The sequence below is a fragment of the Mycobacterium sp. NGS35 genome, assembly GCF_059812855.1.
The window spans coordinates 100093-114289 of sequence record NZ_JCALDL010000006.1; the positions used below are offsets into that span (position 1 = coordinate 100093).

A 14197-nucleotide genomic window follows, 5' to 3' on the forward strand; every position below is an offset into this window, starting at 1 on the left:
AGTGTGCACTGTGGTACGCCCAGCACCGGCGCGTCGATGCACAGACACGCACGCTCGCGAAAACCGGGGTGAGGGTCAGCGGGCTTGGCGCAGCTTGCCGCGCTGACTGTCGCGGTTGCGCTCGAAGACCAACCGCAGCCCCTCGAGCGTGAGATGGCGGTCGTAGTGCTGCACCGTGTGCATCGCGGGCAGCAGGAGCGGCGCGATGTGACCGGTCGCCACCACGGTGACGCCGTCGCCCGCGAAGCCGTCGACGTCCTCGCGGATCCGCTGCACGAGCCCGTCGACCAGCCCCGCGAACCCGAACACCGCTCCGGCCTGCATGCACTCCACCGTGTTCTTGCCGACGACGCTGCGCGGACGGGTCAGCTCCACGCGACGCAACGCCGCCGAGCGCGACGCCGCTGCGTCCGACGACACCTCCACGCCGGGAGCGATTGCGCCACCTAGGAATTCGCCCTTCGCCGAGACCACGTCGACGCAGATCGACGAGCCGAAGTCGACGACGATCGCGGCGGTGCCGTACTTCTGATAGGCGGCAAGGCAGTTGACGATCCGGTCGGCGCCGACTTCCTTGGGGTTGTCGACGAGCAGCGGAATGCCCGTGCGCACACCGGGTTCGATCAGCACGTGCGGCACCTGCGGCCAATATTGGTCGAGCATCTCGCGCAGCTCGTGCAACACCGACGGCACCGTCGACAACCCCACCGCACCGGTCAGCTGTTCCGAATCGTCACCGATCAGCCCGTCGAGCGTCAACGCCATCTCGTCGGAAGTGGCCTCCGATTCAGTGCGAATTCGCCAGTGCTGCGCCACCTTTGCGTGCCCACCCGAACCGGTGATCAGGCCGACCACGGTGTGGGTGTTGCGGACGTCGATGGCGAGGAGCATGGCTACCGCGGCGACACCAAGTCGAAGTCCTCGGGCACGAAAGCCGGATCACTGCCGAGGTCCACCTGCTTGTTGGCGGAGTCGACGAACACGATCCGCGGCCGGTATTCGCGGGCCTCGGCGTCGGTCATGGTCGCGTAGGCGATCAGGATCACGATGTCACCGGGATGCACTAGATGGGCTGCCGCGCCGTTGATCCCGATCACACCGCTGCCGCGCTCACCGGTGATCGCATAGGTGACCAGCCGCGCGCCGTTGGTCACGTCGACGATCGTCACCTGCTCGCCTTCGAGCAGATCGGCGGCGTCCATCAGGTCGGCGTCGATAGTGACCGATCCGACGTAGTGCAGGTCGGCCTGGGTCACGGTGGCCCGATGGATCTTCGACTTCAGCATGGTCCGTAACATCAGTTCCTCCAGGGCAATTCGTGGTGGTCGTCCGGACCATCCGGGGAATGCCCGTCGGTGCCACCGATGTCGATTGCGATGTTGTCGATGAGTCTGGTGTCGCCGAGCCGCGCGGCTACCAGCAGCCGGCCCGGGCCGCGGGACGGAGCGGGTTCCAGTGCGGGCCCGCGCACTTCGAGGTAGTCGACCTCGAGGGCAGGCACCTCGGCCAGCACCGCGCGGGCCGCGTCCAGCGCCGCCTCCACTCCACCGGATGCCGCATACATCCCGGCCAGCAGCGCCGACGAAAGAGCACCGGCCAGTTCGCGATCCGCCGCGGACAGATAGCGGTTGCGCGACGACAGCGCCAGCCCGTCGGCCTCGCGTACGATCGGCACACCCACGATCCGCACGTCGATGTTCAGGTCGGCGACCATCTGCCGGATCAGCACCAGCTGCTGGTAGTCCTTCTCGCCGAAGAACGCCCGGTCTGGCGCGACCGCCTGCAGCAGCTTGAGCACCGCGGTGAGCACACCGGCGAAATGCGTTGGGCGCGAAGCACCTTCGAGCTCAGCACCCAGCGGGCCGGGCTGCACCGACGTACGCGCGCCGTCGGGATACATGGCCTCGACGCTGGGCGCGAACACCACCTCGACGCCCTCGGCTCGCAACAGCTCCAAATCCGCGTCCAGAGTGCGCGGGTAGCGGTCGAGGTCTTCGCCGACCCCGAATTGCAACGGGTTGACGAAGATCGACACCACCACCACCGAGCCCGGCACCCGCTTGGCGGCCCGCACCAACGCGAGATGGCCGTCGTGCAGCGCACCCATGGTGGGTACCAGCATCACCCGCCGTCCGGTCTGCCGCAACGCACGGGTTACCTCACCCACGGCCTTGGGCGTCTCGTAGACGTTGAGCTGACCGGGGTGGAACTTCTTCGCCAGGTTAGTTGTCACCGCACCCTGCCCGATCGCCTGAATTGCTCAGTGCCGCAAAGACTTCCTCAGGGGCATGCGCGCGTTGCGCGGTGCACAGCGAGTTGCTGCGGTACGCCTCGGCGAGCAGAGGGTCGACCTCGGCCAGGGCACGCAGATGCGCGGCGACGGCGGCGGCGTCGCCGCGCGCCACCGGGCCGGTGAGCGCAGCCTGGCCCCGCTGCAGCGTGTTCTCCACTGCCGCACGGGTCAGCGGACCGATCACGCGTTCGGCAATGCCCCCGGGTGCGTCGTCGACGAGTTGCTGACCCAACAGTTCCTGGCCCCACAGCGCAGCACGCAACGCTTCCAACGCATCGGCGACCACCGTGACGACGTGATTGCTCGCATGCGCCAGCGCGGCGTGGTACAGCGTGCGGGCGTCCTCACGCACCCGGAACGGTTCGCCGCCGATCTCGAGGACCAGCGATTGACCGATCGCATAGCCGGTGTCGTCGGCCGCGGTGATGCCGAAGCAGGTGTCCGGCAGCCGGGCGAGGTCTTCGTCGGACCCGGTGAACGTCATTGCGGGATGAACAGCCAACGGCAGGCAACCTTGCTCGGTGAGAGGCGCCAGCACGCCGATTCCGTTGGCGCCCGAGGTGTGCACGACGATGGTGCCTGGCCGCACGGCGCGCGTGGCCGCCAGCCCGGACACCACACTGGTGAGTTCGGCGTCGGGCACCGCCAACAGCAGCAATTCGCCACGCCCGGCCACTTCGTGCACGGGCAGCACGGCGCTGTCGGGCAGCCGACGGGCGGCCCGCTCCCGCGACGCGTGCGACACCGCGCTGCAGGCGACGACCACGTGACCGGCCCGCTCCAGCGCCGCGCCCAGCGCGCTGCCGACCCGGCCGGCGGAGATGACGCCTACCGAAAGTCGAGCCGGACGCAATGGGTCGTGGGGCCAGCCGTCAGCGGGGGGCTGCTCCATCGCAGGGAACCTCGCAAAGTTTCCGAAAGTCGTTCCGGTCCTGCCAGGCGGGTACCGGACGGTCCCCCACAGGGTATCTCAGTCGTCGCGGCGCCTGCGACGGCCGCCCCCGGTGGGGCTGGCGCCGGCCTGCAGCCGCGCCAGCAGTTCTGCGACGGACTGGCCCTGGCCCTCGCCGTGGTGGCCGCCGCTGCGCGGAGCATCGTCGGACCCGCCGTGCCGAGCCGACGGCTGCTGCGGTTCTGGCTGCGACGCCGTTGTGGCGTGCCGCGCCGACGGGGTGCCGCCGTCTGTGCTCCCAAGGTGCCGGCCAACGGCAGGCTCCGCCGGAGTCGAGGGCGGCACCGGAGCTGCTGAGACGCCGTTGCCGGCCGTCCAGCGACTGCCCGGCGTGCCGGGCGGCAGCCACTGCCCTTCGGCACCCACCGGTCGCCAGGCGTCCGCGCGCGTGCCGTGCCTGCCCGCCGTCGTGGGCGCCACGGGTTCGGCCGGCACCCATGCAGGCGCGCCGGGCTCGGCAGCGACTTGCTGCTCCTCGGGTTCTGCCGGTTCCTCCGGGACGTCGATGATCGCGTTCTCGCTACCGTCCTCAGGGTCTTGGTGCGGCGATGCGACGAATCTCGGGATGTTCTTCCCAGGATCGGTGACCTCTGTGTCGCGCTGCCAGTCGCTGTAAGCCTTCACGGTGGTGCGTTCCGGCTCCTCCAGAGCCGGCCGATGCGACAGGTCCGCGTCGAACAGCAGCTCCAGGTTGGCGCGCAGGGCGGCAAGCTCGGCCCGCAGCGCGGCGACTTCGTCGGCGGCCTGTGCGCGTAGTTCGGAGGCGAGTTCGCGGCGCAACTGTGACTCGACTTCCAGCTCGTACTCACGCCTGGCGGAGATCTCGCGGTCCAGCTGAAGGTCGTAGACCAGCTTGAGGTCGCGAGCCTTGGCCCGGTCCAGATCGCTTTGCCTGCGGTAGATCACCGACACGAACGCCGCGATCGCGGCCGCCCACAGCGAAAGGATCACGGCCAGCTTCAGCAGTTCGACGCGGTCGGTGAACACCAGCGCGGAACTGGCCGCAATGGCCAGGACAAGCAACGCCGTCAGAAGCAGCCAACCCGGCCTGCGGCCGCTGCGCCGGGACCGGGCGCCGCGGCTCAGATCGGTCATGGGCGGAACTGTACCCGCCGAGGTCACGTCGCGTGTCGAGGAAGCCCGGCGATTCTAATCGCCGGTTGCGCCGGCGTTGTCGGGCGGCTCTTCGGGCTTCTCGCAGCAATGCTGCAGCCACAGCGCCGCGACAATCAGCGCCAGCGCGCACGCGGCCGCCACTACCGCGCCCGGGGTGTCTTGCGAGGCCACACGAAGCCAGCCGCGGTTGGGCAGCAAGTACCCGAGCATGCCCAGCCACCAACCGAACACGAGGGCGCCCACCCATGCCGACGCCTTGGCGATCCAGACGGTGCGCGCGACGGCCAGCGGATGCAGTCTGCCGGGGCCGGCGCCGATTTCGGCGTCGTTGATCTTGGCTCTCACGTAGCGGCCCCATGCGGCCTCCACGCCGGCAACGCCGAGCAGCGACAGCCCGGTCCAGACAGTGATCGGCGGAAAGCCTCGTGGGTAGACGGCCGTGGTGACGAGGTAGCCGAGAACGGCGACGAGTGCCACCGCAACCGTCAGGTCACGCCTGCGGGTAGGTCCCATGTCACACCGTCGACCGCAGCGTCAGATCCGTCGGCATGACGCCGGCCTTGTCGACGGGCTCGATGTCCTCGAGCAGCCGCGAAACCGGTGTCGGCACCTCGGCGACCGTCAGCGTCGCATCCGGCTCGACGTCGAGCCACGGGACCAGAACGAAGGCGCGAAGATGCGCCAGCGGATGCGGCAGCGTGAGGTCGGGTTCGCGGACCACGAGTTCGGTGCCGTCCGATCGGCAGCTGATCACGTCGACGTCCAAGGTGCGCGGTCCCCACCGCCGGCCACGAACCCGGTCGGCGGACCGCTCGAGCTGCTGGCCCAGCCGCAGCCATCCGCGCCCGTCCAGGTCAGGATTGTCCGCGATGACGACGGCGTTGAGGAACGGCCCCTGTTCGACACCGCCCCACGGCACGGTCTCGTATACCGGCGACACCGCCACCAGCGAGTCACCCAGCGCGTCGACCACCGACTGCAACCGGCCCACCCGGTCGCCGAGATTGGAGCCGATGGACAGCACCGCCCGTGTCACAGCTTCTCCTCGCGCTGCCGGAAGCGATGGACGACGACCGCGACATCCTTGAAATTCAACGGAATGGGCGCGTGCGGTTTGTGCAGCGTCACCTCGACCGCGCGCACTCGCTCGTCGGCGATGACGCCGTCGGCGATCTCCGCGGCGACGGCTTCGATCAGATTCTTGGCGCGGCCGCCGACGATCGCCGCCGCCTGCTCGGCCAGCTCGCCATAGTCGTAGGTATCGCTGAGATCGTCGCTGGCGCCGGCTTCCGACAGATCCAGCCACACAGTGATGTCGACGACGAAATCCTGCCCGTCGCGCCGCTCGTGCTCGAAGACGCCGTGCCGCCCGCGAACGGTCAAGCCCCGCAACTCGATTCGATCAGACACCGCCGCCCGCCCATGCTTCGACCACCTTGAGCGCGTCGACGGTGGCTCGCACATCGTGTACGCGAACGCCCCAAACGCCCTGCAGCGCAGCCAATGCGGAGATCACCGCAGTCGCTGTCTCACGCCCGGCCGGCGGCCGCAGGCCGGCGTCGTCGGCAAGCAGCGAACCGAGGAAACGCTTGCGCGACGCGCCCACGAGCACGGGGATGCCGGTCGCGACGAGCTCGGGCAGCGCGTGCAGGAGCGCCCAATTGTGCTGTGCGGTCTTGGCGAAACCGAGTCCGGGGTCGATGATCAACCGTGCCGGGTCGACGCCCGCGGCCGTCGCGGCGTCGACGCTGGCAAGCAGCTCGGCCTTGACGTCGGCGACGACGTCGTCGTAGTCCGGCACGCGGTGCGGGTGTTCAGCGCTCACAGAGCGCCAGTGCATCAAGATCCAGAAGACGCCGGCCTCGGCCACCAAGGGGCCCATGTCCGGGTCGGCCCGGCCACCGGAGACGTCGTTGACGATGCGCGCTCCGTGCTGCAGTGCCGCCGCGGCCACCTCTGCCCGCATGGTGTCGATGCTCACCGTAATGCCTTGGGCAACAAGCGATTCGATGACGGGGACGACACGTTCGGTTTCGACCCGCGGTTGCACCCGCACCGCGCCGGGCCGGGTGGACTCACCTCCGACGTCGATGATCGCGGCCCCTTCGGCGGCTAGCGTCAGCCCGTGCTCGACGGCGCGATCGCGGTCGAGGAACAGTCCCCCGTCGGAGAACGAGTCGTCGGTGACGTTGACGACCCCCATCACCTGCACGCGAGTCGCGGTCACTTCCGCAGAATCAAGTCCAGCGCCTCGGCCCGTGACGCGGCGCTGCACTTGAACTGTCCGCGCACCGCGGAAGTGGTGGTCACCGCACCGGGTTTACGCACGCCGCGCATCGCCATGCAAAGGTGCTCGGCTTCCACGACCACGATCACACCGCGCGGGTTGAGCTTGCGCATCAGCGCGTCGGCGATCTGCCCGGTGAGCCGCTCTTGAACCTGCGGGCGTTTGGCGTACAGGTCCACCACCCGGGCGATCTTCGACAGCCCCGTGATCCGGCCGTCCTCACCCGGGATGTAGCCGACGTGGGCGACGCCGTGAAACGACACCAGGTGGTGCTCGCAGGTGGAGTACATCGGGATCTCTTTGACCAGAACCAGTTCGTCGTGCTGCTCGTCAAAGGTTGTTTCCAGCACGCTGTCCGGATCGGTGTAGAGGCCGGCGAACATTTCGTGGTACGCCCGTGCCACCCGGGCCGGAGTGTCGCGAAGACCGTGGCGGTCAGGGTCTTCACCGATCGCGAGAAGCAGCTCGCGGATCGCGGCTTCGGCTCGCTCCCGGTCGAACACCGGCGTGTTGCTGCTCGAAACACGCGCATTCGGCTGGGCCATCAACGCCTCCGTCCTTATCAGCCGTTGCTGGACGGGCCGGCGCGACCGGGGTCGTCGCCATGCTGCCCGTCAGGTGTACCGCCCTCTGATTGTGGCTGGCCGCGCTGCGGATTCTGTTGCTGCGAATAGGGTCCGTAGTTCTGCGGCGGCGGATACCAATAGTTCTGCTGCGGCGGCGGCCAGCCTGGCGCACGCCAGCCGGCGGGTGCACCGTAGTCGGGTTGGGTGGCCGCCGAGTGCGGGTAGCCCGCGCTCGCCGGGGACGGCTGGGGCTGGGCCGGATATCCGTTGCCGCCGTTGCCATTCCCCGACGCGTCACGTGCCGCCTCGGCCTGCTGGCTGGCCTGCGCGATGGCCTTCTTGAAAGCCGGCTCAGGAACGGGTTTGGGCCACGGCTCGCCGCGCTCCATCGCCAGCTCGCCCGGCGTCTTGATGGGCGGCTTGTCCGACGGAATGCGGCCGCCGAAGTCGTCGAACATGGTCAGCCGCGGCCGCTTCTTCACGTCGGCGAAGATGGCCTCCAAGTCGGCCCGGTGCAGGGTCTCTTTCTCCAACAGCTCGCCGGCCAGGATGTCGAGGACGTCGCGGTACTCGGTGAGGATCTCCCACGCCTCGGTGTGTGCGGCCTCGATGAGTTTGCGGATCTCGTCGTCGATGTCACGGGCGACCTCATGGGAGTAGTCCGGCTGAGTGCCCATGGTGCGGCCGAGGAACGGGTCGCCGTGCTCGGTGCCGTATCGCACTGCGCCCAGCTTGGCGCTCATCCCGTATTCGGTGACCATCGCGCGCGCGATCTTGGTGGCCTGCTCGATGTCGGACACCGCGCCCGTCGTCGGCTCGCGGAACACCAGCTCCTCGGCGGCGCGTCCGCCCATCGCGAACACCAGCCGCGAAATCATCTCCGAGCGCGTCATCAAGCCCTTGTCGTCCTCGGGCACGGCGAGCGCATGCCCGCCGGTGCGGCCGCGGGCCAGGATCGTCACCTTGTAAATCGGGTCGATGTCTGGCATCGCCCACGCCGCCAGCGTATGACCGCCCTCGTGGTAGGCCGTGATCTTCTTCTCCAGCTCGCTGATCACCCGGCTCTTGCGACGCGGCCCGCCGATCACCCGGTCCACCGCCTCCTCGAGCGCGGCGGCGGTGATCACCGTGCCGTTCTCGCGGGCGGTCAGCAGCGCAGCCTCGTTGATCACGTTGGCCAGATCCGCACCGGACATGCCGACGGTGCGTTTGGCGAGCCCGTCCAGGTCGGCGTCGGGTGCCATGGGCTTGCCGGCCGCGTGCACACGCAGAATCGCCTTGCGACCGTTGAGGTCCGGGTTGGTGACGGGGATCTGGCGGTCGAAGCGCCCGGGCCGCAGCAGCGCCGGATCGAGGATGTCCGGCCGGTTGGTGGCAGCGATCAGGATGACGCCGGTCCGGTCCCCGAACCCGTCCATCTCGACCAGCAGCTGGTTGAGCGTCTGCTCGCGTTCGTCGTGACCGCCGCCCAGGCCTGCGCCGCGCTGGCGGCCGACAGCGTCGATCTCGTCGACGAAGATGATGCATGGGCTGTTCTGCTTGGCCTGTTCGAACAGGTCGCGAACCCGGGAGGCGCCGACGCCGACGAACATCTCGACGAAGTCGGAGCCGGAAATCGTGAAGAACGGCACACCGGCCTCGCCTGCGACGGCGCGGGCCAGCAAGGTCTTGCCGGTGCCGGGCGGCCCGTACAGCAGCACGCCCTTGGGGATCTTGGCGCCCAGCGCCTGATACCTGCTGGGGTTCTGCAGGAAGTCCTTGATCTCGTAGAGCTCCTCGACGGCCTCGTCGACGCCGGCCACGTCGGCAAACGTGGTCTTGGGCATGTCCTTGGTGAGCAGCTTGGCCCTGGACTTGCCGAACCCGAAGCCCATCCGGCTGCCGCCCTGCATGCGGGAGAACATCACGAACAGGCCGACGAGAAGAAGCAAGGGCAGCAGGTAGATCAGCAGCGAGCCGAGCATGCTGCCCTGGTTCACCACGGTGTTGACCTTGGCGTTCTTGCTGTTGAGCTGGTCGAACAGCGTCGCGGCGTAGCCGGTGGGGAACTTGGTGATGATCTTGTCGGCGCCGCCGGTGGCTTGATTGCCGTTCTTCAGCGTGAGGCGCAGCTGCTGTTCGCGGTCGTCGATCTGGGCGTTCTTGACGTTGTCGGAGTGGATCTGGGCGACCGCCACCGAGGTGTCGACGGGCTTGTAACCGCGGGTGTCGTCGCTGAAGTAGAAGAACGACCAGCCCAGCAGCAGCACCACGGCGATCACCGTGAGCGTGCGGATCACGTTTTTGCGGTTCATCGTCTGTATCGGCCGGCGATTGGGTGCGTGGGCCAGGTCCTTCCGAAGCGTCTCGAGAGTTAGTTCAGGCTACCGCTAGACCAACGAATGAATGTTCCCGACGGGTTCTGCGGCTGGCGTGCACCACGGACCCTTCACCGCGCGGGCTTCCTGTGCTTGGGTGAACCCGTGGTCATCTCAACCCAGCGGTTAGTTGAGACGAACGGGGTAGCGCTGCGGGTGGTGGAGGCAGGAGAAGCCGACGCCCCGCTGGTGGTGTTGGCTCACGGCTTTCCCGAACTCGCCTATTCCTGGCGGCACCAGATTCCGGCACTCGTCAACGCCGGCTATCGCGTGCTCGCACCGGATCAACGGGGTTACGGCGGCTCGTCGCGGCCCGAGGCAATCGAGGACTACAACATCGTCGCGCTGTGCGGAGACATCGCGGGCCTGCTCGACGAGGCCGGCGCCGAACGCGCCGTGATCGTGGGCCACGACTGGGGCGCGATGGTGGCGTGGACGTTTCCGCTGCTGCACCCGGACCGAGTGGCCGGCGTGGTCGGGCTGAGCGTGCCGCCGGTGCCGCGCTCGAAGAAGCCGCCCGTCGAGACCTGGCGAGAAATGTTCGGCGAGAACTTCTTCTACATCCTCTACTTCCAAGAGCCGGGCGTCGCTGATGCGAACCTGAGCCGCGACGTCAAAGAGACCATGCTGCGGGTGTTCGGCGGGCCGCGATCCCCCGATGACACCGACGCAGCCGCACGCATGCTGGCGCCAGGTCCTGAAGGCTGGGTGGAGCGGCTGCCCAAACCGACCGCACTGGCCGACTGGATGACTCAGGATGAATTCGACCACTATGTCGAGGAATTCCGCCGTACCGGATTCACCGGCGGACTCAACTGGTACCGCAACTTCGACCGCAACTGGCACTTGACCGCCGATCCCCCTGCGAGCACCATCACCGTGCCGTCGCTGTTCATCACCGGCGCAAAGGATCCTGTCCGCTTCTTCACCCGGTCCGACCGCGCGCGTGAGGTCGTGACCGGCGACTACCAAGAGATCGTGCTCGATGGCGCGGGTCACTGGATACAGCAGGAGCGGCCGGCCGAAATCAACGACGCGCTGCTGAAGTTCTTGTCCGGATTGGAGTTGTGATGCAGGGCCCGCTCAACTTCGGTGTGTTCATCACGCCGTTCCATCCTATCGGCCAATCACCAACCGTCGCACTGGAATACGACATGGAACGGGTGGTGGCGCTGGATCGGCTGGGCTTCGACGAGGTCTGGTTCGGCGAGCACCATTCGGGCGGATACGAACTCATCTCCTGCCCGGAGGTTTTCATCGCCGCCGCCGCCGAACGCACCAAGCACATCAAACTCGGAACCGGCGTGGTCTCGCTGCCCTACCACCACCCGCTGATGGTGGCCGACCGGTGGGTCCTGCTAGACCATTTGACCCGCGGCAGAACGATTTTCGGCACCGGGCCGGGCGCGCTGCCGTCGGATGCCTACATGATGGGCATCGACCCGGTGGAACAGCGTCGGATGATGCAAGAGTCGCTCGAGGCCATCCTCGCCCTGTTCCGGGCTGCACCCGGCGAGCGGGTCGACAGGCACTCCGACTGGTTCACCCTGCGCGACGCCCAGCTGCACATCCGGCCGTACACCTGGCCGTATCCCGAGATCTCCACCGCCGCAATGATTTCCCCCTCAGGGCCGCGGCTGGCGGGTCAGCTCGGCACATCACTGCTGTCACTGTCGATGTCGGTGCCGGGCGGCTACGCGGCCATCGAGGACGCCTGGGCCTTGGTGGCCGATCAAGCCGAGAAGGCCGGCCGTGCCGAGCCCGACCGGCGCGGCTGGCGGGTACTGGGCATCATGCATCTGGCCGACACCCGCGAGCAGGCTCTGGACGACTGCACATACGGACTCGAAGACTTCGTCAACTACTTCGGTGCCGCCGGATTCGTGCCGCTGGCCGAAAGCGTCGAGGGCGCGCGCAGCTCGCGCGAGTTCGTCGAGGAGTACGCGGCCAAGGGCAGCGGCTGCATCGGCACACCCCACGACGCGATCGCCTACATCGAGGATCTGCTGGACCGCTCGGGGGGATTCGGCACGTTCTTGATGCTCGGCCACGACTGGGCGTCACCGCAGGCGACTCACCACTGCTATGAGCTGTTCGCACGCAAGGTCATTCCGCACTTCAAAGGTCAGCTCGAAGCGCCGCGCGCATCGCACGAGTGGGCCAAAGGCATGCGCGACAAGCTGTTCGGCCGCGCAGGCGAGGCGATCGCCAAGGCGATCGGCGAACACGCCGGCGAAATGGAAAATTAGAAGACCTGATGCGCGCCGCTGTACTGCACGACGGCACGATGGTGTGCCGCGACGACGTCGCCGATCCGGTTCCGGGTCCGGGCCAAGTGCTGGTCGACGTTGTGGCGTGCGGAATATGCGGGTCTGACTTGCACTTCGCCAAGCACGGCCGCGAGCTGCTGGGCCTCGCCGGCCAAGTGCGTGGCCTGCCGGTGGAGGGCAACGTCGACCTGTCCCGCGACGTCTACATGGGCCACGAATTCTCGGCCGAAGTGCTCGAGGCCGGACCGCAGACGCAGGCGCCGCCCGTTGGCACGGTCGTCACGTCGCTGCCTGTTCTGCTGTCGCCCAACAGAATCGAGCCGATAGTGTTCAGCAACTCGGTCATCGGCGGATACGCCGAACGCATGCTGCTGTCGGCGGCGCTCCTGTTGCCGGTGCCCAATGGCCTCGATCCCCGCCACGCCGCGCTCACCGAGCCACTGTCCGTCGGTTTGCATGCGGTGAACAAGTCCGGCGTGCAGCCCGGTGAAGCTGCTCTTGTGGTGGGCTGCGGACCCGTGGGCGTGGCCGTCGTCGCCGCGCTGAAACACCGCGGCGTTGGGCACATCACGGCAGCGGACTTCTCGCCCAGACGCCGGGAATTGGCCGAAACCATGGGCGCGCACTTCACCGTCGACCCCGCGCAGGAATCGCCGTACGACGTGGTGACACCCGCGGTGATCTTCGAAGCCGTCGGCATGCCGGGCATCCTCGACGAGGTGCTGCGCATGGCGCCGATGAACAGCCGCGTGGTGTCGATTGGCATGTGCATGCAGCCCGACCCTATCCGGCCGGCCTTCGCGTCGATGAAGGAACTCAGCGTGCAGTTCGTGTTCGGACAGACGCCCGACGAATTCGGCGCCACGCTCCGCGCGATAGCCGAAGGCGACATCGACGTCGCGCCGCTGATCACAGGCTTCGTGGGTCTCGACGACGTGGCTTCGGCGTTCGACGAGCTGGCATCCCCGAACGAGCATTGCAAGATTCTGGTCACTCCGTAACGGGTCGGACCGTAAGGTGCCAGCTATGCCGATGACCGCAAAGATACTGCTGCGCAACGGGATAGTGGCGCTGGCCGCCGCGCTCGCGATGGCCGGGATCTCGGCGTGCGACAGCGATGCCGGCGATTCGCCGCCCGGCGCCAGCCCGAACAGCAGGCAGGTCACCGTCGTCGGCGCCGGAAAGGTGCAAGGGACGCCGGACACGCTGACCGTGAACGCGTCGATCGAGGCCACCGCACCGGACGTCACCGCGGCCTTGAACCAGACCAGCGACCGCACCCGCGCCGTCGTCGACGCGCTGGTGAACAACGCGAAGGTGGACCGCAAGGACATCGCCACCACTTCGGTCAACCTGCAACCGCAATACGGGCCTGATCCGTCGGTGATCACGGGATACCGGGCCGGCAACTCGATCCAGGTGAAGATCCGCGACACCGCGACGGCGTCGCAAACGCTGGCGCTGATCGTCAGCACCGGAGGGGACGCGACCCGGATCAACGGGGTCAACTATTCGATCGACGACGACTCCCAGCTGGTGAAGGACGCCCGGGCGCGGGCGTTCAACGACGCGAAGGCACGCGCCGAGCAGTACGCGCAGCTGTCGGGAGTGAAGCTGGGCAACGTGATCTCGATCTCGGAGACGAGCGGGGCCACGCCGCCGACACCCACGCCGATGCCGCGCGCCATGGCCGAACCCGTGGCATTAGAACCGGGCCAGCAGACCGTCAGCTTCTCGGTGACGGTGATCTGGCAGCTGATCTGACCCAGCGCGGCTAGAGCTCGTAGACGCGGGGGTCCAGCGTCCCGATGTACGGCAGGTCGCGGTAGCGCTCGGCGTAGTCCAGCCCGTAGCCGACGACGAACTCGTTGGGGATGTCGAAGCCGACGAAGTCGATCTGCACGTCCGAGCGCACCGCATCTGGCTTGCGCAGCAGGGTGCACACACTCAGGGAGCGCGGATGCCGGGCAGCGAGGTTGCGCAGCAGCCACGACAGCGTCAGCCCGGAGTCCACGATGTCCTCGACGATCAGCACGTCGCGGTCCTGGATGTCGCGGTCGAGGTCCTTGAGAATGCGGACCACCCCCGACGACGACGTCGCCGAGCCGTACGAACTGACGGCCATGAATTCCAGCTGCGTGGGCAGCGGGATTGCCCGCGCGAGGTCGGTGACGAACATGACCGCGCCTTTGAGCACGGTCACCAGCAGCAGATCGTCACCGCCCTCGCCGATCAGGCCCCGATAGCGCTCCGCGATGGCAGCACCCAACTCGGCCGTGCGGGTATGAATCTGAGTTTCGGTGAGCAACACCGACTTGATGTCGCCCGGATACATGTCGGCTGCCGCTTGCGCTGC

16 protein-coding genes are annotated in these 14197 nt (G+C 67.8%); 4 read left to right on the plus strand and 12 right to left on the minus strand.

Annotated features, from left to right (window positions below; translation table 11 throughout):
• Positions 1 to 75: 75 nt before the first annotated feature.
• The 11 genes from AC5Y4C_RS12175 to ftsH form a co-directional block, all read right to left on the minus strand.
• Positions 76 to 891: a type III pantothenate kinase gene (locus AC5Y4C_RS12175; RefSeq protein ID WP_499961489.1), complete on the minus strand. Its 816-nt coding sequence runs from the start codon at positions 889 to 891 to the stop codon at positions 76 to 78.
• A gap of 2 nt (positions 892 to 893) precedes the next feature.
• On the minus strand, positions 894 to 1298 hold the full coding sequence (panD, locus tag AC5Y4C_RS12180) for an aspartate 1-decarboxylase (protein ID WP_499907231.1): 405 nt from the start codon (positions 1296 to 1298) through the stop codon (positions 894 to 896).
• Positions 1298 to 2233, minus strand: a complete 936-nt coding sequence (gene panC / locus AC5Y4C_RS12185; protein WP_499961487.1) for a pantoate--beta-alanine ligase — start codon at positions 2231 to 2233, stop codon at positions 1298 to 1300. The genes panD and panC overlap by 1 nt, the downstream gene beginning before the upstream one ends.
• Complete coding sequence (locus AC5Y4C_RS12190) at positions 2223 to 3185, minus strand: Rossmann-like and DUF2520 domain-containing protein (RefSeq protein ID WP_499961486.1); 963 nt, start codon at positions 3183 to 3185, stop codon at positions 2223 to 2225. Before AC5Y4C_RS12190 ends, panC begins: the two co-directional genes overlap by 11 nt.
• A gap of 78 nt (positions 3186 to 3263) precedes the next feature.
• Positions 3264 to 4340 (minus strand): DUF6779 domain-containing protein, encoded by a 1077-nt coding sequence (locus AC5Y4C_RS12195; RefSeq protein WP_499961485.1) that lies wholly within the window; start codon positions 4338 to 4340, stop codon positions 3264 to 3266.
• A 54-nt stretch (positions 4341 to 4394) separates the two neighbouring features.
• On the minus strand, positions 4395 to 4874 hold the full coding sequence (locus AC5Y4C_RS12200; RefSeq protein WP_499907239.1) for a DUF3180 domain-containing protein: 480 nt from the start codon (positions 4872 to 4874) through the stop codon (positions 4395 to 4397).
• 1 nt (position 4875) lies between these two features.
• A complete protein-coding gene (gene folK, locus AC5Y4C_RS12205; RefSeq protein ID WP_499907241.1) occupies positions 4876 to 5397 on the minus strand; it encodes a 2-amino-4-hydroxy-6-hydroxymethyldihydropteridine diphosphokinase in 522 nt (173 codons plus the stop codon).
• Positions 5394 to 5771, minus strand: a complete 378-nt coding sequence (gene folB, locus AC5Y4C_RS12210) for a dihydroneopterin aldolase (protein WP_499961484.1) — start codon at positions 5769 to 5771, stop codon at positions 5394 to 5396. The genes folK and folB overlap by 4 nt, the downstream gene beginning before the upstream one ends.
• A complete protein-coding gene (folP, locus tag AC5Y4C_RS12215; protein ID WP_499961749.1) occupies positions 5764 to 6564 on the minus strand; it encodes a dihydropteroate synthase in 801 nt (266 codons plus the stop codon). Before folP ends, folB begins: the two co-directional genes overlap by 8 nt.
• Before the next feature lie 20 nt (positions 6565 to 6584).
• A complete protein-coding gene (gene folE / locus AC5Y4C_RS12220) occupies positions 6585 to 7193 on the minus strand; it encodes a GTP cyclohydrolase I FolE (protein WP_499907243.1) in 609 nt (202 codons plus the stop codon).
• A 17-nt stretch (positions 7194 to 7210) separates the two neighbouring features.
• Entirely contained in the window at positions 7211 to 9508 is a 2298-nt protein-coding gene (gene ftsH, locus AC5Y4C_RS12225; RefSeq protein WP_499907246.1) for an ATP-dependent zinc metalloprotease FtsH, read from the minus strand.
• A 156-nt stretch (positions 9509 to 9664) separates the two neighbouring features.
• On the opposite strand from ftsH, the gene AC5Y4C_RS12230 reads away from it, so the two are divergent.
• Genes AC5Y4C_RS12230 through AC5Y4C_RS12245 form a run of 4 tightly spaced genes read left to right on the plus strand, consistent with a single transcriptional unit; the run spans position 9665 to position 13605 of the window.
• Positions 9665 to 10642 carry an alpha/beta fold hydrolase gene (locus AC5Y4C_RS12230; protein WP_499961482.1) on the plus strand — a complete coding sequence of 326 codons (978 nt, stop codon included), beginning with the start codon at positions 9665 to 9667 and terminating at the stop codon, positions 10640 to 10642.
• Positions 10642 to 11820, plus strand: a complete 1179-nt coding sequence (locus tag AC5Y4C_RS12235; RefSeq protein WP_499961481.1) for an LLM class flavin-dependent oxidoreductase — start codon at positions 10642 to 10644, stop codon at positions 11818 to 11820. The genes AC5Y4C_RS12230 and AC5Y4C_RS12235 overlap by 1 nt, the downstream gene beginning before the upstream one ends.
• A gap of 8 nt (positions 11821 to 11828) precedes the next feature.
• The gene (locus tag AC5Y4C_RS12240; protein WP_499961479.1) at positions 11829 to 12842 is read left to right on the plus strand and encodes a zinc-binding dehydrogenase; all 1014 of its coding nucleotides are present in this window, start codon (positions 11829 to 11831) and stop codon (positions 12840 to 12842) included.
• 25 nt (positions 12843 to 12867) lie between these two features.
• Complete coding sequence (locus AC5Y4C_RS12245; RefSeq protein WP_499961478.1) at positions 12868 to 13605, plus strand: SIMPL domain-containing protein; 738 nt, start codon at positions 12868 to 12870, stop codon at positions 13603 to 13605.
• A 10-nt stretch (positions 13606 to 13615) separates the two neighbouring features.
• On the opposite strand, the gene hpt is transcribed toward AC5Y4C_RS12245, so the two are convergent.
• Positions 13616 to 14176, minus strand: coding sequence for a hypoxanthine phosphoribosyltransferase (gene hpt, locus AC5Y4C_RS12250; protein WP_499907499.1), 561 nt, complete (start codon positions 14174 to 14176; stop codon positions 13616 to 13618).
• Positions 14177 to 14197 lie beyond the last annotated feature (21 nt).